This window comes from Flavobacterium sp. (assembly GCF_044357305.1).
Taxonomy (GTDB): domain Bacteria; phylum Bacteroidota; class Bacteroidia; order Flavobacteriales; family Flavobacteriaceae; genus Flavobacterium.
The window spans coordinates 1-24,514 of sequence record NZ_JBIKPS010000006.1 but is presented as its reverse complement, the minus strand read 5'-3'; the positions used below and the strand labels follow the sequence as shown (position 1 = coordinate 24,514).

General features: G+C 34.3%; 25 protein-coding genes. 18 read left to right on the top strand and 7 right to left on the bottom strand.

Annotation, left to right across the window (positions count from 1 at the left end):
* Positions 1-6: 6 nt before the first annotated feature.
* The 4 genes from ACIQ2J_RS05920 to ACIQ2J_RS05905 all read left to right on the top strand — a co-directional run bounded on the left by ACIQ2J_RS05920 (position 7) and on the right by ACIQ2J_RS05905 (position 1,944).
* The gene (locus ACIQ2J_RS05920; RefSeq protein ID WP_396167485.1) at positions 7-369 is read left to right on the top strand and encodes a nuclear transport factor 2 family protein; all 363 of its coding nucleotides are present in this window, start codon (positions 7-9) and stop codon (positions 367-369) included.
* A gap of 73 nt (positions 370-442) precedes the next feature.
* Positions 443-643, top strand: a complete 201-nt coding sequence (locus ACIQ2J_RS05915) for a dodecin family protein (protein WP_396167484.1) — start codon at positions 443-445, stop codon at positions 641-643.
* A gap of 24 nt (positions 644-667) precedes the next feature.
* The gene (locus ACIQ2J_RS05910; protein ID WP_396167483.1) at positions 668-1,060 is read left to right on the top strand and encodes a YtxH domain-containing protein; all 393 of its coding nucleotides are present in this window, start codon (positions 668-670) and stop codon (positions 1,058-1,060) included.
* Between the two features lie 59 nt (positions 1,061-1,119).
* Positions 1,120-1,944, top strand: a complete 825-nt coding sequence (locus ACIQ2J_RS05905) for a mechanosensitive ion channel family protein (protein WP_396167482.1) — start codon at positions 1,120-1,122, stop codon at positions 1,942-1,944.
* Positions 1,945-1,946: 2 nt separating this feature from the next.
* Here the strand turns inward: ACIQ2J_RS05905 and tsaB are convergent, their stop codons facing one another.
* From tsaB to ACIQ2J_RS05890, 3 genes are read right to left on the bottom strand one after another with little or no spacing between them, the layout of a single operon-like run.
* The gene (gene tsaB / locus ACIQ2J_RS05900; RefSeq protein WP_396167481.1) at positions 1,947-2,606 is read right to left on the bottom strand and encodes a tRNA (adenosine(37)-N6)-threonylcarbamoyltransferase complex dimerization subunit type 1 TsaB; all 660 of its coding nucleotides are present in this window, start codon (positions 2,604-2,606) and stop codon (positions 1,947-1,949) included.
* 21 nt (positions 2,607-2,627) lie between these two features.
* Positions 2,628-3,929, bottom strand: a complete 1,302-nt coding sequence (locus tag ACIQ2J_RS05895; RefSeq protein WP_396167480.1) for an efflux RND transporter periplasmic adaptor subunit — start codon at positions 3,927-3,929, stop codon at positions 2,628-2,630.
* Positions 3,930-3,933: 4 nt separating this feature from the next.
* Entirely contained in the window at positions 3,934-5,310 is a 1,377-nt protein-coding gene (locus ACIQ2J_RS05890) for a TolC family protein (RefSeq protein WP_396167479.1), read from the bottom strand.
* A gap of 137 nt (positions 5,311-5,447) precedes the next feature.
* Between ACIQ2J_RS05890 and ACIQ2J_RS05885 the strand changes: the two genes are divergently transcribed.
* Positions 5,448-6,839, top strand: a complete 1,392-nt coding sequence (locus ACIQ2J_RS05885) for a DUF4403 family protein (protein ID WP_396167478.1) — start codon at positions 5,448-5,450, stop codon at positions 6,837-6,839.
* A 13-nt stretch (positions 6,840-6,852) separates the two neighbouring features.
* Here ACIQ2J_RS05885 and ACIQ2J_RS05880 read toward each other — a convergent pair whose 3' ends face one another.
* Positions 6,853-7,440, bottom strand: coding sequence for a riboflavin synthase (locus ACIQ2J_RS05880; protein WP_396167477.1), 588 nt, complete (start codon positions 7,438-7,440; stop codon positions 6,853-6,855).
* Positions 7,441-7,500: 60 nt separating this feature from the next.
* On the opposite strand from ACIQ2J_RS05880, the gene pdxA reads away from it, so the two are divergent.
* The 7 genes from pdxA (at position 7,501) to pth (ending at position 13,381) form a co-directional block, all read left to right on the top strand.
* Positions 7,501-8,547 (top strand): 4-hydroxythreonine-4-phosphate dehydrogenase PdxA, encoded by a 1,047-nt coding sequence (gene pdxA / locus ACIQ2J_RS05875; protein WP_396167475.1) that lies wholly within the window; start codon positions 7,501-7,503, stop codon positions 8,545-8,547.
* Between the two features lie 95 nt (positions 8,548-8,642).
* Positions 8,643-9,185 (top strand): YceD family protein, encoded by a 543-nt coding sequence (locus tag ACIQ2J_RS05870; RefSeq protein ID WP_396167652.1) that lies wholly within the window; start codon positions 8,643-8,645, stop codon positions 9,183-9,185.
* Between the two features lie 9 nt (positions 9,186-9,194).
* Complete coding sequence (rpmF, locus tag ACIQ2J_RS05865) at positions 9,195-9,389, top strand: 50S ribosomal protein L32 (protein ID WP_395061135.1); 195 nt, start codon at positions 9,195-9,197, stop codon at positions 9,387-9,389.
* Between the two features lie 138 nt (positions 9,390-9,527).
* Positions 9,528-10,526, top strand: a complete 999-nt coding sequence (locus ACIQ2J_RS05860; RefSeq protein WP_396167474.1) for a beta-ketoacyl-ACP synthase III — start codon at positions 9,528-9,530, stop codon at positions 10,524-10,526.
* Positions 10,527-10,549: 23 nt separating this feature from the next.
* Positions 10,550-11,035: an acetyl-CoA carboxylase biotin carboxyl carrier protein gene (accB, locus tag ACIQ2J_RS05855; RefSeq protein ID WP_396167473.1), complete on the top strand. Its 486-nt coding sequence runs from the start codon at positions 10,550-10,552 to the stop codon at positions 11,033-11,035.
* A gap of 120 nt (positions 11,036-11,155) precedes the next feature.
* Positions 11,156-12,505, top strand: a complete 1,350-nt coding sequence (gene accC / locus ACIQ2J_RS05850; RefSeq protein ID WP_396167471.1) for an acetyl-CoA carboxylase biotin carboxylase subunit — start codon at positions 11,156-11,158, stop codon at positions 12,503-12,505.
* 255 nt (positions 12,506-12,760) lie between these two features.
* Complete coding sequence (gene pth, locus ACIQ2J_RS05845; protein WP_396167470.1) at positions 12,761-13,381, top strand: aminoacyl-tRNA hydrolase; 621 nt, start codon at positions 12,761-12,763, stop codon at positions 13,379-13,381.
* Positions 13,382-13,500: 119 nt separating this feature from the next.
* On the opposite strand, the gene leuS is transcribed toward pth, so the two are convergent.
* Positions 13,501-16,800, bottom strand: coding sequence for a leucine--tRNA ligase (gene leuS, locus ACIQ2J_RS05840; RefSeq protein WP_396167469.1), 3,300 nt, complete (start codon positions 16,798-16,800; stop codon positions 13,501-13,503).
* A gap of 198 nt (positions 16,801-16,998) precedes the next feature.
* Between leuS and ACIQ2J_RS05835 the strand changes: the two genes are divergently transcribed.
* From ACIQ2J_RS05835 to truB, 5 genes are all read left to right on the top strand, one after another.
* Positions 16,999-17,874 (top strand): cell division protein FtsX, encoded by an 876-nt coding sequence (locus tag ACIQ2J_RS05835; RefSeq protein WP_396167468.1) that lies wholly within the window; start codon positions 16,999-17,001, stop codon positions 17,872-17,874.
* A 48-nt stretch (positions 17,875-17,922) separates the two neighbouring features.
* A complete protein-coding gene (locus tag ACIQ2J_RS05830; protein ID WP_396167467.1) occupies positions 17,923-19,011 on the top strand; it encodes an acyltransferase family protein in 1,089 nt (362 codons plus the stop codon).
* A gap of 124 nt (positions 19,012-19,135) precedes the next feature.
* Positions 19,136-19,372, top strand: a complete 237-nt coding sequence (locus tag ACIQ2J_RS05825) for a DUF3098 domain-containing protein (protein WP_396167649.1) — start codon at positions 19,136-19,138, stop codon at positions 19,370-19,372.
* Between the two features lie 109 nt (positions 19,373-19,481).
* Positions 19,482-20,279 (top strand): undecaprenyl-diphosphate phosphatase, encoded by a 798-nt coding sequence (locus ACIQ2J_RS05820; RefSeq protein WP_396167466.1) that lies wholly within the window; start codon positions 19,482-19,484, stop codon positions 20,277-20,279.
* The gene (truB, locus tag ACIQ2J_RS05815) at positions 20,279-20,968 is read left to right on the top strand and encodes a tRNA pseudouridine(55) synthase TruB (protein ID WP_396167464.1); all 690 of its coding nucleotides are present in this window, start codon (positions 20,279-20,281) and stop codon (positions 20,966-20,968) included. Before ACIQ2J_RS05820 ends, truB begins: the two co-directional genes overlap by 1 nt.
* Positions 20,969-20,971: 3 nt before the next feature.
* Here truB and ACIQ2J_RS05810 read toward each other — a convergent pair whose 3' ends face one another.
* Entirely contained in the window at positions 20,972-21,994 is a 1,023-nt protein-coding gene (locus tag ACIQ2J_RS05810) for an NAD-dependent epimerase/dehydratase family protein (protein ID WP_396167463.1), read from the bottom strand.
* A gap of 247 nt (positions 21,995-22,241) precedes the next feature.
* Here ACIQ2J_RS05810 and tyrS point away from each other — a divergent pair, with 247 nt between their 5' ends.
* The gene (gene tyrS / locus ACIQ2J_RS05805; RefSeq protein ID WP_396167461.1) at positions 22,242-23,534 is read left to right on the top strand and encodes a tyrosine--tRNA ligase; all 1,293 of its coding nucleotides are present in this window, start codon (positions 22,242-22,244) and stop codon (positions 23,532-23,534) included.
* Positions 23,535-23,706: 172 nt separating this feature from the next.
* Here the strand turns inward: tyrS and ACIQ2J_RS05800 are convergent.
* Positions 23,707-24,514 (bottom strand): T9SS type A sorting domain-containing protein (locus tag ACIQ2J_RS05800; RefSeq protein WP_396167460.1); only part of this gene is annotated, 808 nt, incomplete at its 5' end.

Here is a 24,514-nt window from a genome sequence, read left to right as displayed (position 1 = left end):
TCCAATATGGTTACACAAAAAAATCTGTCCATTGCACATGCTTGGTTTGAAGCATTTAATTCGCACAATCTAGAAAAACTATTATCACTTTACGATGAAGAAGCCGAACATTTTAGTCCGAAATTAAAACTAAGACATCCCGAAACTAACGGATTAGTAACTGGCAAAAATGCTTTGCGCGAATGGTGGAGCGAATCCTTTAACCGATTACCATCCCTAAAATATAAAGTAACCTCTTTAACCGCTAATTCCGATCGTGTCTTTATGGAATATCTTCGATTAGTTGACAATGAAGAATCCATGATGGTTGCAGAAGTATTAGAAATTAAAGAAGGTGTTATTGTTGCTTCTCGTGTTTACCATAGTTAATTGAAAAAAAACTCTGTTTTACTTTTTGTTGTAATAAAAAAAATTTGTAACTTTAGTATAAATTAATAAAAAAATGGCAGTATTAAAAGTTATTGAAGTACTTGCAAGCTCAGATAAAAACTGGGAAGACGCAACACAAAAAGCAGTAGATCAAGCTGCAAAATCCTTAAAACACATTCGTTCTGTATACGTACAAGAGCAAAGTGCTATTGTTAAAGATGGAAAGATTGTGGAATATCGAGTAAATTTGAAATTGAGTTTTGAAATTGAGTAATAACAACTAATTAAAAAGAGAATTATGGGATTAGGAAGTTTTTTTAAAAATTTGTTTGGTTCAGCCAAAGAAAATGTAGGTTCTTTAGCTGATAAGGCGGAAGATTTAGCTGAGAATGCTATTGAAAAAGCAAAAGAAGCAGCTGCACCTTTAATGGAAAAAGCAGAAGAATATGTAGATGTTGCTAAAGAAAAGGTAGCAGAATACATTCCAGCTGCAAGTGACGCAATTGAAAATATTGTGGAAACCGTTAAAGAAAAAGGTGGGGAATATGCTGAAAAGGCAGGAGAAATAGCCGGAAATGCAATAGAAACATTAAAAGAAAAAGTAAGTTCTTTTACTGAAGATGCTAATGCAGAAGCTCCAACAACCTCTTCGCCTACACCAACAAACAGAGTAGAAGAAGATGCTGATTAATATCAGAAAACAACTATCTTTGTAAAAAAATAATCACACTTAAGGTGTGATTTTTTATTATGGGAAAACTACTATACATCAATGCTATCAAAGAGTATTCGGAAGGATTTGTAAAAGTTCTTTTGGATTATTCGCCTAAATTAATTTCTGCTTTTGTAATTTTAATTGTAGGAATATATGCTATTCGTTTCATCAATAGAATGGTGAAAAAAATAATGGTGAAACGAAATCTGGACCCTACTTTATCCAAATTCTTAGCCGATATATTAATTTGGGTTTTACGCGTTTTACTTTTTGTAACTTTTATTTCCAAATTAGGAATTGAAACTTCTTCTTTCGTTGCCATACTTGGAGCTGCAGGCTTGGCTGTAGGATTATCTTTACAAGGTTCGCTTTCCAATTTTGCTGGCGGAATGTTAATCATCTTATTCAAACCATTTCGAGTTGGAGATACCATTGAATCACAAGGCGTAATTGGAACTGTTTCCGAAATTCAAATATTTGTAACCAAATTACTTTCTGCAAATAATCAAACCATCTTCATTCCAAACGGGATATTATCTAACGGGATAATTACAAACTTTTCAGTTGCAGGAATGCGAAGAGTTGATTTGGTATTTTCGCTTTCCTATGAAACAGACATTAAGTTGGCAAAAGAAATTGTTTTAGGAGTAATGCAAAACCATTCTAAAATTCTTACAAATCCTGAGCCACTGGTAATGGTAAAAGATTTAACAGATACCGCAATTCATTTATCTATAAGACCTTGGACAAAAAATGAAGATTTCGGAACTGTTTCTTCGGATATTTTAGAAAATTGCAAAGCTGCTTTTGAAGAAAAAGGAATTTCAATACAGCCTTCTGTAAGAGGTATTTCTAAGTAAATCTATTTGGCGAACATGAAATCCTTTAAATAATAAGGCTCAAAATAAGCCACATCAACAAAATCCTTTTCTTGAAATTTTTTATATGAAATGCCACTCATTTCGTTAGCCGATGGATAGATATGGTTGTCTAGAAAAACAAAGTTGGATTTCGTTACAACCGATTTCACTTTTTCATTGCTATCACCAATAAAATAAACTGTTTCCGAAATATCAGCAAAACTTTCTTCCGTAATAATTTGCGCCTGCACTTCGCGAATCTTTTCTTTATTAGAATTAAAAATAGCGCTGTAGACTTCCATTCTACGAGCATCAATCATTGGAACGATTAAACCATCCTCAGCAACTACTTGCTGTGCTAAAGACGCCAAAGTATCTACCGCTAGTAACGGAATTTGAAGTGCATAACTCAACCCTTTGGCTGCCGAAACTCCTATTCGCAATCCGGTATAAGATCCTGGGCCTTGACTAACAGCTATGGCTTTTAAATCGGATAAAGAAATACCTGCTTCACTAATTACTTCTTCAATAAAAAGATGCAATTTCTCAGCATGCGAATAGCCTAGTTCGGCAATTTCTTTACAGCTAATAGTTTTCCCATCAGCGGCTAAAGATACCGAACAATTTTTGGTAGCTGTTTCTAAATTCAGAATATAAGTCATAATTTAATATGGAAAAGGCAATTATTTTTTTACTTTTTCTTTATCCTTTAGAGAAGTAATTTTTACTTTATCACCAGAATTTAAGTCTTTAGAAACCGTAACATAAGGACCTGTAATAACTTCATCTCCTTTTTTCAACCCAGATAAAATTTCAATATTGGTATCGTCTTGAATTCCTGTTTTTACAATTCTAATTTTAGCTTTATCGCCAACTTTTACAAAAACACATTCTAGTTTTTTATCACTTTTGGTTTTAACTTTGTCTCCTTCTTTTTCGTCTACCACTTCTAATTTGGTAGTTGCAGTAGTGTCTGATTTAATAACCACCGAACTGATAGGAATTCCTATTACATTTTCTTTTCTAGTGGTAATAATGTCCACCGTTGCCGTCATTCCTGGTCGAAACGGAGAATAAGTAGCCGGCTTTCCTTCAATTAAATCCATATACGATTCTTTAAGGATTCGAACTTTAACTTTAAAATTAGTCACCTGATCGGCAGTGGTTGTAGAACTAGCGGAGTTGGAAATACTAGTTACAATTCCTTTAAATTCTTTTTTCAAATAAGCATCCACCTGAATTTTAGTTTCGTCGCCTATGTTAATTTTAACGATGTCGTTTTCATTTACATCCACTTCAACTTCCATGTTGTTTAGATTCGCAACACGCAACAATTCAGTACCCGCCATTTGTTGGGTACCTAAAATTCTCTCTCCTAATTCTACACTTAATTTAGAAATAGTTCCGTCATTTGGAGAATAAATAGTAGTTCTACCTAAGTTGTCTTTAGCTTCTTTTACGGATGCCGAAGCACTTTGTACATTATAATAAGCAGTTTGTTTATTGGCTTTAGCAACTTCAAAAGCAGCAATTGCTTTATCCCAATCGGATTTAGAGATAATTCCTTTATCAAATAAGGTTTTGTTTCTTTGGTAACTAGCTTGTGCTTCTTTAAATGAAGCATCGGCTTGGTTCAAACCTGACTTAGTTCCAGAATAATTAGAAACCGAACGGTTCAATCCAGAAGTATATAAATCGGGATTTATTTTAACCAACAAATCGCCTTTCTTAACTACTTGCCCTTCTTTTACAGGTAATTCAATAATTTCACCTGAAACCTGAGAGGATATTTTCACTTCAATTTCTGGTTGAATTTTACCTGTAGCAGAAACCGTTTCTACAATAGTAATTTCGTTGGCTTTAGCTGTTTCAACTTCAATAGATTTGTCATTATCACCTAAAACTCCCGCTTTAGACAGCGCAATTAAAACAATAATTAATGCTACAATAATTCCAATAATAATATAAACTTTCTTTTTTGACATGGTGTTATAATTTTTCTGTGATAGGGATTCCGAAATAAAATTCTACTATTTTAACTTTAAAGATGTAATCGTATTTAGTTCTTAAAACTTCCGATTGGGCAGTGGTGAATAAGGTTTGTGATTGTGCAAAATCAAAACTATTCATCATTCCAACAGCGTATTTTTCTTTAGCATAATTAAATGCTTCACTTCTAGCATCCAAAGCGGCAACGGCAGCTTCATAAGCATTCATAGCACCTTTGGCATTGGTTATGGCGGTATACACATTTCTTTCTAAATCGAGAACTGCTTGTTTTTCACTAATTTTAGAACGGTCTAAAGCAATTTTAAAACGATCAACATTGTTTTTTGCAGAAAACCCATTCAATATTGGAATGTTTAATTGCACCCCAAAATTATGCCCTTTATTATTACTAAACTGATCAAAAAACGGAAGTGGACCAGAATATATAGGAGCTCCATTTCCATCCACTCCAAGAATTCGATCCGAATAACTCAACCTGGAACTAAAGCTATAAAATCCGGTTACACTTGGCTGGAAGGCACCTTTAGCAATTAGCACATCTTTTTGCGCAACTTCCAAATTGGCTTTTGCAATTTTAAGTTCCACTCTATCTTGTTTCGCTTTTTCTACAATAGATTCTGGTTTTTCAAGCATGGTTGCGCTAGAAGAAGCCTGATAATCTACATCGGCAATATCAAAAGTCTGAAAATCTTCTATTTGAAGCAATTGTGCCAAACTTAAATTAGATAAAAACAAATTATTTTCGGCAGCAATTACCTTCTGTTTATCGGCAGCTACGGTAGCTTTTACATCTAGTAAATCCCCTCGAGCAACAACTCCTGATTCCACTAATTCTTCGCTTCTTTTTTGTTGTTTTTCATCATAAATTAATTGCTCTTTTTGCACTTTCAAATTCTCTTTGTTAAATAAAATTTGTAAAAAAGCATTAGCAACATTTAGCGAAATATCGTCTTTCATTTTAGAAACCTGATATTGCGCGGCTATAATAGACAAATTGGCTTTGCGCAACTTGTTTTGATTTTGTAAACCATTATAAATGGTAATATTAGAATTCAATCCCGCAGATGTAAATTGGGTGGTTTGGTTTTGTAACAAACCTGTAGTGATATTTTGATTCAAACCAATATTCCAAGAATGGGAAGCATTAGCATTGATGTTTGGCAAGAAACTTCCTATCGCATCTTTTTTGCCAATAGTTGTAGTTTCTAAATCCAATCCCGATTGTTGAATGGAAATATTATTTTTTACGGCATAATCCACACACTCTTTCAATGTCCATTTTTTGTTCTGTGCCGAAGCGGAAATTCCCACAAACAACAAAGACACCAAAATCAGTTTAAACATTATTTTTTTCATAGTCCTATTTTCAAAAGTGAAAAACTTTTGCAAATTTAATCGTTTTATAATTAAAACCACCAAATAAACACTTCTCTATCTGACGTAAATTAGGTAATTTTGTTACATTCGCAGCAAAAATAATTTCGATTACCAAAATGAAAAAGCTTTTTACCACTTTAGTCTCTATTTTTTTATTTTCAATAGTGTCCAGCTGTTCTTCTACTAGTAGGATAGCGGTTTTAAAACCAGAACCTTCTAAAAATGTTGCTATGGCTTATAATACAACCACCTCCTTTGTGAGTATGCCCTTGGAAATTTCGTTAAAAGAAATAGAAAGCCAACTGAACAAATCGCTCAATGGCTTGATTTATGAAGATGCTGTATTGGAAGACGACAAAACAGAAATGAAAATTTGGAAAACGGCTCCAATAAAACTAATAGAAAAAGACGGGAAAATAGAATCGGTTTTGCCTTTAAAAATTTGGGCGAAATTTAAATACGGCACCGATTTCATGGGGCTTAACGATACCCGAGAAATTGAATTAAACGGAACCATTACTTTATTAAGTGACGTTAAATTATCCAATTGGAAAATGAACACCACTTCTGTCATTGAAAGTTTTGATTGGAGTGAGAGTCCAACAATATTGGTTGCTGGAAGAAAAGTGCCAATTACTTATATTATCAATCCTACGTTATCTATTTTCAAATCGAAAATGGCTAAAAAAATAGATGATGCCATTGAAAAATCGTGCGATTTCAAACCTTATGTTTTGAATGTTTTACAAACAATGAGCACGCCTTTTCAAACTAGTGTGGAATATGAAACGTGGTTTAAGTTAAATCCGATAGAAGTTTATGTAACGGATGCAGCAGTGCAAAAAAGTAAAATTTCAATGGATTTAGGTTTAAAATGTAGCATGCAAACTATGGTAGGACAACAGCCTAGCACTAGTTTCAATAAAGATGCAGTGTCGTTTAAGCCCGTTACCAAAGTCCCCGAAAAAACAACCGCTTCTATTGCTGCAATATCTACTTATGAAAGTGCTTCACGAATTATTACTAAGAATTTTCAAGGCAAAGAATTCGCATCGGGTAGCCGAAAAATTGTAGTGCAAAAAGTAGATTTATGGGCAAAAGACGGCCGAATGATTATTGCGTTAGACATGACCGGAAGCCTTAACGGGACGATTTATTTAAGCGGAATTCCAAATTACAACACCATTACCAAAGAAATTTATTTTGAGCAAATGGATTACGTTTTGAATACCAAAGGCATCTTAACCAAAACCGCCAACTGGCTTTTGCAAGGCGTAATTTTAAAGAAAATCCAAGAGAATTGCAGGTATTCTATTAAAGAAAACCTGGAAGAAGGAAAGAAAAGGTTAGCACCCTATTTAAACAATTTCTCGCCTATGAAAGGGGTATTTGTAAATGGCATCTTAAATGATTTTGAATTTGAAAAAGTAGAACTAACGAACGATGCCATTATAGCATTCATAACCACCACCGGAAAAATGAATGTGAAAATTGATGGGATGGAGTAATAATTAAAGTTTATTATCTAATAGAATGTAGTTTAGAAACGTATTTTCCAATAACATCAAATTCAAGATTTACTTTAGTTCCAACTTTAAAAGAATTAAAATTAGTGTGTACATAGGTGTAAGGAATTATCGCTACGCTAAATTCGTTGGTTTTAGAATTTACTACAGTCAAACTAACGCCATTAACGGTTATAGATCCTTTTTCGATAGTGATATTGTGCAAAGAAGCATCGTATTCAAAAGTAAAAGCCCAACTTCCATTAGTTTCTTCTACCGATTTACAAATACCCGTTTGATCTACATGGCCTTGAACTAAGTGTCCGTCAAGTCGATCGCCAAGTTTCATGGCACGTTCTAAATTTACAACATCGTTTATTTTCCAATCGCCAACATTCGTTTTATCAATAGTTTCTTGTATTGCAGTAACTGTGTAAGTGTCGTTTTCCATCCCAACAACCGTAAGGCATACCCCATTGTGCGCTACACTTTGGTCTATTTTTAATTCGTTTATTAAAGAAGAACTCACGGTAATATGTAGGTTTCCATCTTGTTTTTGAAGGTCTTTTATAATTCCGAGGGTTTCAATTATTCCTGTAAACATTGTCGTTTTATTTTACTAAATTTGCACTTCAAAATTAGCAATAAATAATAAATAACCCCTATGAAAAAAGCAGAAAATATAATTGTTGGAATTTCAATAGGAGATTTAAACGGTATTGGAAGCGAAGTAATCTTAAAAACTTTTGAGGACACTCGAATGTTGGAGTTTTGTACGCCAGTTATTTTTGCTAATGTCAAAATCCTCTCCTTTATTAAGAAGAACTTAAATTCGGAAGCAGCTTTGCACGGAATTGATCGTATAGACCAATTAGTTAAAGGAAAGATAAATGTTTTAAACGTTTGGAAAGAAGGAGTAGATATTAATTTTGGTCAAAATGACGATGTAGTTGGTAAATATGCAATCAAATCTTTCGTTGCTGCAACAGCTGCCTTGAAAGAAGGTTTGGTAGATGTTCTAGTTACCGCTCCAATAAATAAATACAATATCCAATCCGAAGACTTTAAATTTCCAGGGCATACTGATTATTTAGATCAAGAATTAGAAGGAAACGCCTTGATGTTTATGATTCAAGATAATTTAAGAGTTGGATTGTTAACCGATCATATTCCGGTTACTGATGTGGCAAAACATTTGACAGAAAAATTGATTATTCAAAAAATCGAAACCATAAATAAATCTTTAAAACAAGATTTTAATATTACTAAACCTAAAATTGCAGTGTTAGGATTAAATCCGCATGCAGGCGATAATGGTGTAATTGGCAATGAAGAAGAAAAAATAATTAGACCAACCATAAAAAAATTATTCGATAAAGGAATTTTCGCTTTCGGACCTTATTCAGCCGATGGATTTTTTGGAAGTGGACAGTACGAAAAATACGATGCTGTAATTGCTTCCTACCACGACCAAGGATTGATTCCGTTTAAAACCTTGTCTTTTGGCGCCGGAGTAAACTATACTGCGGGTTTAAACAAGATAAGAACCTCTCCCGATCATGGAACTGCTTATGAAATTGCAGGAAAAGGGATTGCCGATTTTAATTCTTTTAAAGAAGCAGTTTATCTTGCAATTGATATCTATAACTCTAGAAATGAGTATGAAGTATTGGTAAAAAACCCATTAAAAACAAAAGAAAAACAGTTGTAAACAAAAAAATAGAGATAAGGCTTTTTGTTTTACAATTAATTTATATCTTTGCACTCCCAAACCCGATTCTTCGGATTGGACAAATTGATGAAATGATGAAAGTTACAAATGAATTTTTAATTCCGTTTATAGGATTAAAGTTAGGCAAACATCCATTTGAATTTCAAATAAGTAAAGCGTTCTTTGATAGTTTTGAATATCACGAATATGAAGACTGTGATATCAAAGTAAATGTAGTTTTAGAAAAAAAAAGCACCCTGTTGGAGCTTTCTTTCCAGCACAAAGGAACTGTAACAGTTCCATGTGATGTAACTAACGAAGTTTTTCCTTTACCAGTAAAAGGTAAAATAAAATTAGTAGTTACTTTTGGTGAAGAATATAATGACGACAATGAAGAATTGTTAGTTGTGCCCCATGGGGAACATCAAATTGATATTGCACAATATATATATGAGATGATTGTGCTCTCAGTTCCTTTAAAAAGAGTACATCCAGGAATAAAAGATGGAACTCTGCAAACAGAAGCTTTGCAAAAACTTTCGGAACTAACAATTAAAGAACAAAAAAAAGAAATTAAAAAAGAAGAAAATATTGACCCACGATGGGACAAATTAAAACAACTATTAACGGATAAATAATATAGTAAAATGGCACATCCTAAGAGAAAAATCTCCAAAACAAGAAGAGATAAGAGAAGAACACATTACAAAGCAACAGTAGCAACTATTGCAACTTGTCCAATAACTGGAGAAGCACATTTATACCACAGAGCTTACTGGCACGAAGGAAAAATGTATTACAGAGGTCAAGTAGTTATTGATAAATCAGTAGCAGCTGCTTAATTTATATTTAAATTTACATTTAAACTCTCACTCTGTGAGAGTTTTTTGTTTTTTGTGAATTTTAATTATAACTAAATATTTTTTTGTAAATTCCACCTCTTTTAAAATGATTTTTAAAGAGGCCCCTAAAATCGCAATATGAATTCAATTACAGCCGCAATTACCGCTGTTGGTGGTTATGTTCCGGATTTTGTTTTATCTAATGAAGTGTTAGAAACACTTGTGGAAACAAATGATGAATGGATTACTTCTAGAACTGGTATAAAAGAAAGACGTTTGTTAAAAGAATCCGGAAAAGGAACCTCTTTTTTAGCAATAAAAGCGGCACAAGATTTACTTGAAAGAGGAAATATTGACCCAAAAGAAATTGATTTAGTAATCATGGCAACAGCCACTCCAGACATGCCCGTGGCAACCACTGGAGTTTATGTAGCTACTCAAATAGGTGCCGTTAATGCTTTTGCTTACGATTTATCTGCTGCTTGTTCCAGTTTCCTTTACGGAATGTCTGCAGCAGCTGCTTATATTCAATCGGGTAGATATAAAAAAGTTTTAGTAATAGGTGCCGATAAAATGTCTTCTATTATTGATTATACCGATAGAGCAACCTGCATCATCTTTGGTGACGGAGCAGGAGCAGCTTTATTTGAACCAAATTATGAAGGATTAGGATTGCAAGACGAATACCTTCGTTCCGACGGAATAGGAAGAGAATATCTAAAAATTGATGCCGGTGGATCTATTTTGCCAGCATCTAAAGAAACAGTAGAAAACAGCCAACATTTTGTTTTTCAAGATGGAAAAACGGTTTACAAATATGCCGTTTCTGGTATGGCCGATGTGAGTGAAAAAATCATGCAACGCAACAATCTTACTAATGACGATGTAAATTGGTTAATTGCACACCAAGCTAATAAACGAATTATCGATGCAACTGCTTCAAGAATGAACCTTGAAGAAGACAAAGTATTGGTTAATATTGAAAAATATGGCAACACCACTTCAGCAACTTTACCGTTGTTGTTAAGTGATTTTGAAAATAAATTTAAAAAAGGAGACAATCTCATTTTCGCTGCTTTTGGTGGTGGATTTACATGGGGATCCATATACCTTAAATGGGCTTATAACAAAAAATAAACTATAACTAAAAAATATTAATTATGGATTTAAAAGAAATTCAAAACCTAATCAAATTTGTATCCAATTCTGGAGTTGCAGAGGTAAAATTAGAAACAGGAGATATCAAAATCACTATCCGAACTACTTTAGAAGGAAATGCTCCAGACATTACTTATGTTCAACAAGCGCCTCTTCAACAAGCAATTCCACAGGCATTACCAGTAGCAGCAACAACGCCAGTTGCTCCCGTGGAAGCTGCTCCTGTAGTTGCGGATGAGAGTTCGAAGTATGTTACTATTAAATCTCCTATGATTGGGACTTTTTACAGAAAACCATCCCCAGACAAGCCTTCTTTTATTGAAGTTGGTTCTACTATCGGAAAAGGAGATGTACTTTGCGTTGTAGAGGCTATGAAATTATTCAATGAAATTGAAGCAGAAATTTCAGGTAAAATTGTAAAAATTCTTGTGGACGATATGTCTCCAGTAGAATTTGACCAACCATTATTCTTAGTTGATCCATCATAATTTTAAGATTTAAGATTGCAGATTTTAGATTGCAGATTAGAATCTTGATTAACATTTTGATTCAAATAAATTGCTTTCTTGACTTCTAACTTCTAACTTCTAACTTCTAACTTTTAAAAGATGTTTAAAAAAATATTAATAGCCAATAGAGGGGAAATTGCTTTAAGAGTAATTAGAACTTGCAAAGAAATGGGCATTAAAACCGTTGCGGTTTATTCTACTGCAGATGCAGAGAGTTTACACGTAAAATTTGCAGACGAAGCAGTTTGTATTGGACCACCACCAAGTAATTTATCCTACTTAAAGATGTCGAATATTATTGCTGCTGCCGAAATAACTAATGCAGACGCAATTCACCCAGGATACGGTTTCTTGTCGGAAAATTCTAAATTTTCAAAAATTTGTCAAGAACACGGAATTAAATTCATCGGGGCATCCCCAGAAATGATCGATAGAATGGGAGATAAAGCTTCGGCTAAAGCTACCATGATTGAAGCAGGAGTTCCTTGTGTTCCCGGTTCTGTTGGGATTTTAGAATCGTACGAACAAGCAGAACAATTAGCCAATGAATTTGGTTATCCAGTAATGCTAAAAGCAACCGCTGGAGGTGGAGGAAAAGGAATGCGTGCCGTTTGGAAACAAGAAGACTTGCTAAAAGCTTGGGAAGGCGCTCGTCAAGAGTCGGCAGCCGCTTTTGGAAACGACGGAATGTATCTTGAAAAATTAATTGAAGAACCACGACATATTGAAATTCAAGTAGTAGGAGATTCTTATGGAAAAGCCTGTCACTTATCCGAAAGAGATTGTTCGGTACAACGTCGTCACCAAAAACTTACCGAAGAAACACCATCGCCATTCATGACCGATGAGTTGCGTAAAAAAATGGGAGAAGCTGCTGTTAAAGCTGCCGAATATATTAAATACGAAGGTGCTGGTACGGTAGAATTTTTGGTAGATAAACACCGAAATTTCTACTTCATGGAAATGAATACTCGTATCCAGGTAGAGCATCCAATTACCGAGCAAGTTGTAGATTACGATTTAATTCGCGAACAAATTCTTGTTGCTGCTGGAGTGCCAATTTCAGGGAAAAACTACTTCCCAAATTTACATGCTATAGAATGCCGTATTAACGCCGAAGATCCGTACAACGACTTTCGTCCTTCCCCAGGAAAGATAACGGTTTTACATGCTCCAGGAGGACACGGAGTACGATTAGATACACACGTTTATGCAGGATATACTATTCCGCCAAATTACGACTCAATGATTGCTAAGTTAATTACCACGGCGCAAACAAGAGAAGAGGCCATCAGCAAAATGAAACGTGCTTTAGATGAGTTTTATATTGAAGGAATAAAAACTACCATACCATTCCATCGTCAGTTAATGGAAGAACCAGAATATGTCGCCGGAAATTACACCACTGCATTTATGGATACCTTCAAAATGAAAGAGGCAAATGACTAGTTTTAAAAAATAGTTGCCGAATTATTTCGATTAAATAATTAAATTGAACAGCATCAAATACATTTTGGTGCTGTTTTTTTTATTGAATTAAATTTCAATATAGTTTGATTTAAGAGACCGTATTAAAAGAAAATAAATTTATAATAGCACTTATATTTTTCAAAAAAACGCTAGAAATATCAGTTTAACCTGAGTTAACTTGGATTCTACTTGATCAAATTTTCAGTTCCCAAAAGAATATCTTACTTTTACCATATGAATTGGTTTTTAAAATTATTTATTCCTAAAGAAAAAGAAATTACAGACACAATGAAGAAATTCCTTATTGTTGGCCTTGGCAATATTGGCGCAGAATATGTAAACACACGTCATAATATTGGTTTTAAAATTTTAGATTATTCTGCTAGAAAAGAAGGTATTTCTTTTCAAACTACAAAGTTTGGAGAAGTGGCGGAATTCAAAACAAAAGGAAGAACCCTTATTTTGCTTAAACCAAATACTTACATGAACCTCAGCGGTAAAGCAGTAAAATATTGGATGGAAAAAGAAAATATTGCTAAAGAAAATATCTTAATAATTACGGACGATTTAAACCTATCCTTTGGATCCATCAGGATAAAAACTAAAGGAAGTGATGGCGGTCACAATGGACTTAAAAATATACAATTACTACTAAACACGACGGATTATCCACGCTTCCGATTCGGGATTAGTGATGCCTTTAAAAAAGGCCGACAAATAGATTATGTCCTTGGCGATTGGAATGAAGAAGAAAAAATAAAATTACCCGAAAGGCTTGAAATTGGCTCACAAATAATTACTTCTTTTGTACTTGCTGGGCTTAGTGAAACCATGAATCTCTTCAACGGTAAATAAACGGAATTGCATTTGCCTGTAATTAAGGCAAATTCATATCCAAATTAAATTGCATAATTTGTTTACCTTTATTCCAAATTCTAAGGAAGAAGGCCTGGCAAAAAACTTTAACAATGCGATTATCCTACCAAGTTTATCACTTTTCCCGGAACGATGATTACCTTATTTGGAGTTCTTCCTTCCAATTGTTTTATTGTTCTTTCGTCGGCCATTACAATTTCTTGAATTTGTGGAATAGTTAAATCTAAAGGTAATTTAATAGTGAAACGCATTTTTCCGTTAAACGAAACTGGATATTCTTTTTCCGATTCTACTAAATATTTTTCTTCACATATAGGAAATTCTGCCGTAGAAACCGATTCTTTATGACCCAACTGACTCCATAATTCTTCGGCAATATGAGGTGCATAAGGAGACATTAAAATTGCCAATGGTTCTAGAATTTTTCTGTGGTTGCATTTTAAAGTTGCTAATTCGTTTACACAAATCATAAACTGTGAAACCGACGTATTGAAAGAAAAATTCTCAATGTCTTCGGTTACTTTTTTGATGGTTTTATGCAAGGATTTGTACATTTCTGGACTTGGCTCATCATTAATTACAATAGAACCATTATCATCAAAATACAAACGCCATATTTTTTTTAAGAAACCATAAACACCTGTAATTCCTGCTGTATTCCATGGTTTTGATTGTTCCAATGGCCCTAAGAACATTTCATATAAACGCAAGGTATCGGCGCCATAATCGTTACAAATGTCATCTGGATTTACCACATTGTATTTGGATTTGGACATTTTTTCTACTTCACGTCCAACAATATATTTTCCGTTTTCTAATAGGAATTCGGCAGCCGCATAATCGGTATATAATGGATGTTTCTTAAATGCTTCAATGTCTAATTCATTAGTGATGTCATTAATAACTGCTAAATCCACATGGATAGGCTGCACATTTACACCCGAAATCAAGCCTTTGGAATATAACTTTTTAGAATCTTCACTTCTATATACAAAAGCGCTCATCCCCAAAATCATTCCTTGATTGATTAATTTTTTGAATGGTTCTTCGGTTGGTGCGTAACCCCTGTCTTTTAAAAATTTATTCCAAAAACGAGAATACAATAAATGCCCAGTTGCGTGTTCACTTCCTCCAATGTATAAATCTACATTTTGCCAATAGTTCAAAGCCTCTGCTGAAGCAAATTCATTTTCATTATGCGCATCCATATAACGCATCCAATACCACGAACTTCCTGCCCAGCCTGGCATGGTATTCAATTCTAAAGGAAAAATAGTCACATTGTCAATCAACTGATTACTGACTACCGAACACTGAACACTGTTCCAAGCCCAAGTCGTGGCATTTCCTAAAGGTGGTTGCCCGTCTTCAGTTGGCAAGTATTTCTCCACTTCTGGAAGTACAATTGGCAAATGTTTTTTGTCAATCATTTGAGGCAATCCATTTACATAGTAAACTGGAAATGGTTCGCCCCAATAACGTTGACGAGAGAAAACAGCATCACGCAAACGGTAATTAGTTTTACCTGTTCCTTGTTCAATCTCTTCTAATGCTTCGATGCTTTTTTTAGTTCCTTCTTTGTAACCCAATCCGTTTAAGAAATCGGAATTAACTAATTCAAAACCATTTTTTTCGCCGTAAGCAGCTTCTGAAATATCTTTATTGAAAATATTTTTTATTGCTGGCATTCCGTTTTGACCTTTAAAGAAATTTGTAAATGCAAAATCTCTTTCATCGCCACAAGGAACCGCCATTACAGCACCTGTTCCGTAACCTGCCAAAACGTAATCACCAATCCAAACTGGAATTGGCTCTTTAGTAAATGGATGTTCCGCATAAGCACCAGTGAAAACACCAGAAATGGTTTTTACATCGGCCATTCTTTCTCGTTCCGAACGCTTTGCTGTTGCTTCAACATAGGCATTTACCGCAGATTTTTGTTCTGGGGTTGTGATTTGGGATACTAATTCATGTTCTGGCGCCAAGGTCATGAAGGTAACTCCGAAAATCGTGTCGGGACGCGTGGTGAAGACTTCTATGAAAGTCCCCTCCCCAACCCTCCCCAAAGGGGAGGGAGACGAAGTCTGAAAAGATGCTCTTGAATTTAATTCTCCTTGAATTTTATTTAAAACTGTACTTATAGATTTATTGACTTCTTCATTTGAAAAAAGAATTACTTTAAAATTATGCTTTTGTTCTAATTCTAAAGTCCTCTCTTCATCTAGTTCAGATTGTTCTTTAGTATTGTGGTAATCGCCATCCACCTCTACAATTAAACTTTTTTCTAAACACACAAAATCTACTATATATTTACCTATTAAATGTTGTCTTCTAAAACGAACATCTAATTTTTCACGGCGTAAATTATCCCAAAGAATTGCTTCCGATAAAGTAGGTTCTTTGCGCATTTCTTTAGCATGAAGCAATAAATTTTTAGCAATAGCAGGCTCACCTGTTAGATATTTTGGATCCGATTTTATTTCTGTTTCGGCTCCCCCTCCTTTGGAGGGGGCTGGGGGGAGGACATTAAATTTAACCATTGCTCCCACACTTTTCCCAATCCAATTTCTTTGGGATTCTTTGATGGATTCACTCCAATCAATATCGTTTAAACCTTGTAATAATCTTTCGGCGTAAGCAGAAATTCGCATGGACCATTGGGTCATTTTTTTTCGCATTACTGGATGACCACCACGCTCGGAAACGCCATTTATTATTTCGTCGTTTGCCAAAACGGTTCCAAGTCCGGGACACCAGTTGACTTCGGTTTCAGCCAAATAAGTTAATCGGTATTGTAATAGTATTTTTTGTTGTTCTTCAGAAGAAAAACTATTCCATTGCGCAGCGGTAAATGGAGCGATGTTGTCATCGCAAACGGCATTAACTGCAGTATTCCCTTCTTTTTCGAAAGTAGCGATTAGGGTAATTATGTCTTCCGCTATATCAGAATTTTTATTGTACCAAGAATTAAATAATTGGATGAAAATCCATTGAGTATGCTTGTAATAATCGGCATTGGAAGTACGCACTTCGCGACTCCAATCGAATGAAAAACCTATTTTATCTAATTGCTCGCGGTAGCGTGCTATGTTTTCTTTGGTAGTAGTATCGGGATGTTGTCCGGTTTGGATGGCATATTGCTCTGCCGGCAATCCGAAAGAATCGTATCCTTGTGGATGCAAAACGTTGAATCCTTTATGGCGTTTGAATCGGGCTACAATATCGGAGGCAATGTATCCAAGCGGATGACCAACGTGCAAACCTGCTCCAGATGGATAAGGAAACATGTCCAAAACATAATATTTTGGTTTATCGGAATGGTTGGTTGCTGCAAAAGTTTGGTTTTCTGCCCAATAATTGCGCCATTTGGCTTCTATTTGTTCGTGGAAATATTTCATTCTAAATGTTTGTGGTTTATAGTTTTTGGTTTATATTTTAAAGAGATTGCTGATAAACTATAAACAACAAACCCCAAACAATAAACTAAAAATTTAAGCTACAAATTTACATTTATTGTACTAAAGTCAAAACTTTAAACGTTATAAAGTATGAATAAAGAAATTGTTTATTATTTTTACGGCTAAATTTAGTTTGATATGGCATCCTCATTTGATAAGTTTCAGAAACGCAGATTGATTTCTTCTTATTTTTCAGTAGTTTTAAGCGTGTTCTTAGTATTATTTTTACTAGGTTTATTAGGTCTTTTTATTATCAATTCTAAAAGGCTTTCGGATAATTTTAAGGAAGATATTGTAATGACTGTTTTCTTTAAAAACGAAGCTAACGATACTATTTTTAAGGCATTTGAAACGGAAATGAAATCGGGTAAATTTGCTAAAGATTTTACTTTTGTTTCGAAAGAAAAAGCTGCTAAAGAGCATGAAAAAACTCTTGGAGAAAATTTCACTGAATTTTTAGGGGCTAATCCGTTATACAATTCCTATGATATTCACTTGAAAGCAGACTATGTAACGAATATTGGTTTTTCTAGAATGGAAAGTGAAATTCGAAAAAACCCAATGGTTGCCGATGTGGTTTATGACAAACAGTTGATTACTTTGGTCAACGACAATGTAAAGAGAATAAGCATGTGGGTGTTAATCATCAGCGGAATTTTTGCATTTATATCTATTTTGTTAATTAATAGTTCGTTGCGACTATCGATTTATGCAAATCGATTTATTATTAAAACGATGCAAATGGTTGGAGCTACGAAGGCTTTTATTAGAAAACCGTTTGTAACTCGAAGCATTATTTTGGGAGTTATTGGATCGGTTTTGGCAATACTAGCATTAACTGGAGTTCTGATTTATGTTTCTACAAATTACCCTGCTTTGGATATTTTTAAAGACCAATTGCTTACCGTTTTGGTATTGCTTGGTGTTTTAGTATTAGGAGTTTTAATCACCTGGATTGGAACCCACTTCGCAACACAACGGTTTTTGAATTTAAGAACGGACGATTTATATTAACGACCAGAATAGACAGATAGTTTGCGATAAGCAAAAAAAATAATAGACATGGGCATATTAAGAATTCTTTTAGCTTTATCGGTTCTAATTGCTCATTCAGGTTCGATTTTCGGGTTTAGTTTTGTAAATGCAGAGATTGCGGTCCAAGCTTTTTATATAATTTCTGGATTTTATATGACATTAATTTTAAACGAAAAATATATAGGCGTAAATAATTCATACAAACTATTTATAACCAATAGATTTTTACGATTATATCCAATCTATTGGACAGTTCTATTATTAACTATTTTATACTCTATCGCTGTACTAATATATACAAAAGGAAATTATTTTGGAAGCTTAAATGTTTATTCTGTCAATTTTGAGAATATGAATTTTGGGAGTTTTGTTTTTTTGGTGTTTACAAATTTGTTTCTCTTTCTTCAAGACATAGTTATGTTTTTAGGATTAAATACTACAACTGGGAATTTGTTTTTTACATCAAATTTCAGAGAAACTACCCCTCACCTTTTCTCATTTTTATTAATACCGCAGGCATGGACTATTGGCGTTGAAATAGCTTTTTATTTAATTGCCCCATTTCTTGTAAAAAGAAAAATCAAAATTATAATTCCTATAATTCTACTATCTTTAATATTAAGAGCCGTATTATATTTCCATTTTGACTTAAAGAATGACCCATGGACTTATCGCTTTTTCCCAACCGAATTAGTTTTTTTCCTCTTAGGAATTATTTCGTATCACATATACAAAAAATTGCAAATAATAGAACTAAAAAACAGTTTAATGAGATTAATTTGGATTGCAATTTTAGTCTTCACATTAGTATATAGCTTTTTACCAATTCCTTTCAAAAGCTATCTTTACTTAATCACATTTTTCATCTCCTTACCTTTTGTTTTTATTTTAACAAAAACATGGAAAATTGATTCGTATATTGGTGAATTATCTTATCCAATTTATATCTCGCATATTTTAGTATTGACTGTTATACAAGCTTTGAAAATCCCTATAATTGGAGGAGTTGGTTTAACTTTAACATTATCGACTATAGTCTTCTCTGTTATTTTAAATGAATTCGTAGCTAAAAAAATTGAAAAAATAAGACAAAAGAGAATAATGCCTAACCACTAACAGCTGGATAAAATGACTAAAAAGAGCTTGTTTGAAACATTAGGTTTCCTATTAAAAAAAAATCTAGAAAACCCGTTAAGTCGCCAAGCCGAAAACCAATAATAATTAAATATAAATAGACATGATGAAAAATAACGAACAAACCACGGATTTCCTTTTTGACAAAGTGAATTACAAATTTTTACTATTTGGAATTGCAGTTATTGCTGTTGGCTTTATTTTGATGGCCGGTGGAGGTAGCGATGACCCGAAGGTTTTTAATGAGGATGTGTTTAGTTTTAGAAGAATTAAATTAGCACCAACTACCGTTTTAATTGGTTTTGGAATTACTATTTATTCTATTTTTAAAAAATCTAAATAGATAATTTAGACTTCATAGATTTTTAGCAAATTAGATTTACAATCCTATTTGCTAACAAATTTAATTTTCTAATAAGTCTACTAATCTAACTTTCTAACAAATCTAAATAATGGATTATTTACAAGCAATTGTCCTTGCAATTATAGAAGGAATTACTGAATTTCTTCCTGTTTCTTCCACTGGCCACATGATTATTGCCAGTTCTTTTTTTGGCATCAGCCACGATGAATTTACCAAACTTTTTACTATTGTAATCCAACTCGGAACCATACTTTCAGTTGTTGTTTTGTATTTTAAACGATTTTTTCAGAGCTTTGATTTTTACTTTAAATTATTAGTGGCGTTTATTCCTGCAGTAGTTTTTGGATTGCTTTTCAGTAAAAAAATTGACGCTTTATTGGAAAATCCGGTTACGGTTGCGGTTTCTTTATTAGTTGGCGGAATTGTTTTACTAAAAGTAGACGATTGGTTTTCTAAAGAAACGGAAGTTGCAACAAGTCAAGACATAAGTTATTTGACGGCTTTTAAAATAGGAATGTTTCAATGTTTGGCAATGGTTCCTGGGGTTTCCAGAAGTGGTGCTAGCATTGTGGGTGGAATGACCCAAAAATTATCTAGAACTACTGCTGCTGAATTCTCCTTTTTTCTTGCTGTGCCAACGATGCTTGGTGCAACTGCAAAAAAATGTTACGATTATTATAAAGATGGATTCGTTTTAACCCACGACCAAATTAATTATTTAATTATTGGAAATGTAGTTGGCTTTATTGTAGCGCTTATAGCTATTAAAAGTTTCATCGGATTTTTAAGTAAAAACGGCTTTAAACTTTTTGGATATTACCGAATTGTAGTTGGAATTGCACTTTTAGTAATTCATTTCTGTATTCAAAAACTGGACGTAATATAATGACTGCCGAAGACTATTTAGAAGGTAAAGTTATTTTAATTGACAAGCCACTTACTTGGAGTTCGTTTCAGGCAGTGAATAAATTGAAATATATTTTAAAACGAAAATACGATCTTCCGAAGAAGTTTAAAATTGGTCATGCCGGAACTTTAGATCCTTTGGCAACTGGTCTTTTAATTATTTGCACCGGAAAATTCACCAAAAAAATTACTGAAATTCAGGCGCAAGCCAAAGAATATACCGGCACAATAACTGTTGGTGCCACTACCCCATCGTATGATTTAGAGACGGAAGTAGATGCTACTTTTCCTACAGAACATGTTACCGAGGCGTTAATTTTAGAAACCACCAAACAATTCCTTGGAGAGATTGACCAAAAACCACCCGTTTTTTCAGCAATAAAAAAAGATGGAAAACGACTTTACGAACACGCTCGTGCTGGTGAAGAAGTAGAAATTGCTTTTAGAAAAACTACCATTTACGAATTTGAAATTACTAGAATTACTTTGCCTGAAATAGACTTTAGAGTTACTTGTAGTAAAGGAACTTATATTCGGTCGTTAGCGTTTGATTTTGGGAAAGCCTTACAATCTGGCGGCTACTTATCGGCGTTACGACGAACTAAAATTGGGGAGTATTCGGTTAATGATGGGGTTAGTCCGGAGGCATTTGAAAAATCTTTAGAATAAAAACTATTCGATTTTATTGTAATAAACAACCAACTCGTTTAAATAATTGTCTATATCTCTAAAAGAATAATCCAATTGATTTTTAATTTTTTCGTTAGAAAAAAGTTCTGTACTTTGCAAAGAAAGAATGCTGTGTTTGGATAATTTTCTTTTGGTTCTAAACAATTTGGAGGAAAACCAATCGAAACGCCAAGCAAGGTTTAAGAGCCAAGGTTTGGCTTTTATTGTTGGCGTTTTTGCTCCTATTTTTTTAGCAATGGCAGAAAGAATATTTTTGTAAATGTAGTTTTCGGAAATCACAATAAAACGTTCTCCACTACAATCGGAATGCAGTAATTGGTGCATTATAGATACAACATCCAATACAGAAACATATGCAGAGGTGCCATTGGTGTAAAATGGAAACCCTTTTTTTACGGAACTAAAAATTACTCCGCTTCCTTGATTCCAAAAACCGGGACCAAAAATCACCCCGGGATTCACTATAACTACAGATAATCCTTCTTGAAAACCGCGCCATACTTCCATCTCGGCGCCATATTTAGAAATGGCATAATCGCTATGGGAAAATTCTGGGTTCCATTCGGTTTCTTCGGTGATGGTATTGTTTACCCGATTGGCTTCATTAGGAACTAAATCTCCAAGTGCTGAAATAGAACTTACATGACATAATTTTTTAACCTTTTTATCAATACAGAAGTTTACAATATTGGCGGTTCCTTCGATATTTACTTTTCGTAATTCGTCTTCATCGTCGGGATTGAAGGAGATGAAAGCGGCACAATGGTACACGTAATCTACATTATGGAACGCAATTTCTAGAGAGGGTACGTCTAGAATATCGGCAGAAATCCATTCGATTTTGGTAAACAGTTCTCTTTTTTCGTAAAGTTCGAAAAGCAATTTTGTTTTAATTGTATTTTTTGGATTTCGATGTATAGCACGAACTGTTTCTGCTCCATTTTCTAATAAATGAAGTAGTAAATGCGCTCCTACTAAACCTGTTCCTCCTGTAACTAATATCATGGGGACAAAGATAATTAGTTTAGTGGATTTATAGCTTTTTTAACTTCGGAAAAAAGTAGGCCAAATGTTTGTTTTATAGCCCTGATTGAGCCGATAGCTCTCGTTGAGGCACGAAACGAGACTAAAGGCGAAAGCAGGAATTGGCTTTACCGATAAAGCCCGAGCCATTCGCTTCTAATAATCCAAAATAGGATTGTTGCCATTGACCTTGACAATTGTTATCTTTGCGCAAATTATAGTTATTACGATGAAGAATTTAGTGGAAGAATTGCAATGGCGCGGACTGGTTCACGACATTATGCCCGGGACTGAGGAACAACTTACTAAAGAAATGACGACGACGTATATTGGGTTTGACCCAACGAGCGATTCGCTGCATATTGGTAGTTTGGTGCCGATTATTTTGTTGGTTCATTTGGAACAATTTGGCCATAAACCTATCGCTTTGGTGGGTGGCGCAACGGGTATGATTGGGGATCCTTCTGGAAAATCGGACGAGAGAAATTTGCTGGACGAGGCTACATTGGATAAAAATGTTGCAGGAATTAAAGCGGTTTTATCTCGGTTTTTAGATTTTAATTCTACTGCTGCTAATGCTCCTTTGTTGGTAAATAACTACGATTGGATGAAAGATTTTTCGTTCATTAATTTTGCTCGTGATGTGGGTAAACGTATCACGGTGAATTATATGATGGCGAAGGATTCGGTTAAGAAACGATTGAGCGCTGAAGGTGACGGAATGAGTTTTACCGAATTTACTTACCAATTGATCCAAGGATACGATTTTCATCATTTGTATAAAACGCACCATTGCTTGTTGCAAATGGGTGGTTCGGACCAATGGGGAAATATTACTACCGGAACGGAATTAGTGCGCAGAATGAATGGGGAAGGCGCTAAAGCTTATGCTATGACTTGTCCGTTAATCACGAAAGCCGATGGTTCTAAATTTGGGAAAAGTGAAGGTGGCAATGTTTGGCTTACTGCCGATAAAACTTCGGTTTATAAATTTTACCAATTTTGGGTGAATACTACCGATGTAGATGCGGAAAAATACATTAAGATTTTTACTTTTTTAGATAAAAATACGGTGGATGCATTAATTGCAGAACATCAGGAAGCACCGCATTTAAGAGTTTTACAGAAGCGTTTGGCAGAAGAAGTAACCACTTTTGTTCATGGACAAGAGGAATTGGAACGCGCTATTTTTGCGTCGAATGCTTTTTTTAGTCCGACTATGGAGGATTTAGCAAAACTAGATGATGCTACTTTTGTAGAAGTTTTTGATGGGGTTCCGAATGCACAAATTTCTAAAGAGGATCTTGCAAATGGGATGGATATGATTGCAGCGCTTTCGGCAAAAACTAATTTTTTACCCTCTAATAGTGATGCTAGAAGGGAATTGAAACAAAATGCGGTTTCGTTGAATAAAGCTAAAGTTGCCGAAGACTATATAATTACCGAGAAGGATTTGATAAAAGATAAGTTCTTGGTGTTACAAAAAGGTAAGAAAAATTATTATTTGATTCAGGTAGTATAAATTGATTCCTTAGTTTCTTTACATCACTAAACGAGATAAGTTTACGTTCTATTGTTACAACATAGTTCTAGTTATTTTGCAAAAGAAACATACTATTGGTTTTTAAAAGACATAAAAAAAAGCCGTCTCATTTACGAGACGGCTTCTTCTATTTTAATTTTTGTCTTAAAGACTATCGTTTAATCACACGTAGTGATTTAACAGTATTCCCTTGGCTTACAATTACGTTGTAAACTCCAGATGTAAAGTTAGCACCTACTTCAAATCCTTCTACTTCTGTAGCTTCTAGGATTCTGCTTTCAACTAATTTACCTAACATATCGTAAACATTAATTTGTATAGCTTCTTCACTACTAGTTTTAACATCTAGCTTGAAGTTCTCTGCAAATGGGTTTGGATACGCTGAAGCTTTAAACTCTATAGAAGCTTCTTCTCTAACTGAAGTACAAGCTTTAATCCAAACGTTTACTGGAGTACTATAGGCTAATGTAGCACATGGACCGCTTGTTAACTTAACTCGGAACCAAACATTACCAGTAGATAAACTAGCTGCGCTATAGGTAGCGGAAGTAGCTCCAACAATATTTGTCCAAGTTGCTACAGTTGTATTAGTAACAGCTGTAGTACTAGTTCCAGCATTATAGTATTGCCATTGGATAGAACCTATAGAAGTTGAAGCTAACGTTAATGTTCTTGCTCCACTACAAACTGCTGTAGCTAAAGTAGTAGCTCCTGTATGACCAGTAACTGCTGCAGATTTTGCTGCAGGACTAACGGTTATTGTTATTGGATTGGAAATAGAAGTAGAACAAAGTCCACTTGACACAACCACTCTATAAGCAGTAGTAGCCGCTAGATTTCCGGTAGCTAATGTTGTAGTTACATTTCCTGCAACTGCAGCAAATGTTCCTGTTACTCCACTAGTAACTGTAGCTTTTTGCCAAGCAATAGTTCCGGTAGCACTAGTTAAACTAAGTGTC

Bases quoted from the DNA above. Each gene is read 5' to 3' on its own strand.
- ACIQ2J_RS05920 (WP_396167485.1), top strand. From the start codon at position 7: ATGGTTACACAAAAAAATCTGTCCATTGCACATGCTTGGTTTGAAGCA.
- ACIQ2J_RS05915 (WP_396167484.1), top strand. From the start codon at position 443: ATGGCAGTATTAAAAGTTATTGAAGTACTTGCAAGCTCAGATAAAAAC.
- ACIQ2J_RS05910 (WP_396167483.1), top strand. From the start codon at position 668: ATGGGATTAGGAAGTTTTTTTAAAAATTTGTTTGGTTCAGCCAAAGAA.
- ACIQ2J_RS05905 (WP_396167482.1), top strand. From the start codon at position 1,120: ATGGGAAAACTACTATACATCAATGCTATCAAAGAGTATTCGGAAGGA.
- tsaB (WP_396167481.1), bottom strand. From the start codon at position 2,606: ATGACTTATATTCTGAATTTAGAAACAGCTACCAAAAATTGTTCGGTA.
- ACIQ2J_RS05895 (WP_396167480.1), bottom strand. From the start codon at position 3,929: ATGTCAAAAAAGAAAGTTTATATTATTATTGGAATTATTGTAGCATTA.
- ACIQ2J_RS05890 (WP_396167479.1), bottom strand. From the start codon at position 5,310: ATGAAAAAAATAATGTTTAAACTGATTTTGGTGTCTTTGTTGTTTGTG.
- ACIQ2J_RS05885 (WP_396167478.1), top strand. From the start codon at position 5,448: ATGAAAAAGCTTTTTACCACTTTAGTCTCTATTTTTTTATTTTCAATA.
- ACIQ2J_RS05880 (WP_396167477.1), bottom strand. From the start codon at position 7,440: ATGTTTACAGGAATAATTGAAACCCTCGGAATTATAAAAGACCTTCAA.
- pdxA (WP_396167475.1), top strand. From the start codon at position 7,501: ATGAAAAAAGCAGAAAATATAATTGTTGGAATTTCAATAGGAGATTTA.
- ACIQ2J_RS05870 (WP_396167652.1), top strand. From the start codon at position 8,643: ATGAAAGTTACAAATGAATTTTTAATTCCGTTTATAGGATTAAAGTTA.
- rpmF (WP_395061135.1), top strand. From the start codon at position 9,195: ATGGCACATCCTAAGAGAAAAATCTCCAAAACAAGAAGAGATAAGAGA.
- ACIQ2J_RS05860 (WP_396167474.1), top strand. From the start codon at position 9,528: ATGAATTCAATTACAGCCGCAATTACCGCTGTTGGTGGTTATGTTCCG.
- accB (WP_396167473.1), top strand. From the start codon at position 10,550: ATGGATTTAAAAGAAATTCAAAACCTAATCAAATTTGTATCCAATTCT.
- accC (WP_396167471.1), top strand. From the start codon at position 11,156: ATGTTTAAAAAAATATTAATAGCCAATAGAGGGGAAATTGCTTTAAGA.
- pth (WP_396167470.1), top strand. From the start codon at position 12,761: ATGAATTGGTTTTTAAAATTATTTATTCCTAAAGAAAAAGAAATTACA.
- leuS (WP_396167469.1), bottom strand. From the start codon at position 16,800: ATGAAATATTTCCACGAACAAATAGAAGCCAAATGGCGCAATTATTGG.
- ACIQ2J_RS05835 (WP_396167468.1), top strand. From the start codon at position 16,999: ATGGCATCCTCATTTGATAAGTTTCAGAAACGCAGATTGATTTCTTCT.
- ACIQ2J_RS05830 (WP_396167467.1), top strand. From the start codon at position 17,923: ATGGGCATATTAAGAATTCTTTTAGCTTTATCGGTTCTAATTGCTCAT.
- ACIQ2J_RS05825 (WP_396167649.1), top strand. From the start codon at position 19,136: ATGAAAAATAACGAACAAACCACGGATTTCCTTTTTGACAAAGTGAAT.
- ACIQ2J_RS05820 (WP_396167466.1), top strand. From the start codon at position 19,482: ATGGATTATTTACAAGCAATTGTCCTTGCAATTATAGAAGGAATTACT.
- truB (WP_396167464.1), top strand. From the start codon at position 20,279: ATGACTGCCGAAGACTATTTAGAAGGTAAAGTTATTTTAATTGACAAG.
- ACIQ2J_RS05810 (WP_396167463.1), bottom strand. From the start codon at position 21,994: ATGATATTAGTTACAGGAGGAACAGGTTTAGTAGGAGCGCATTTACTA.
- tyrS (WP_396167461.1), top strand. From the start codon at position 22,242: ATGAAGAATTTAGTGGAAGAATTGCAATGGCGCGGACTGGTTCACGAC.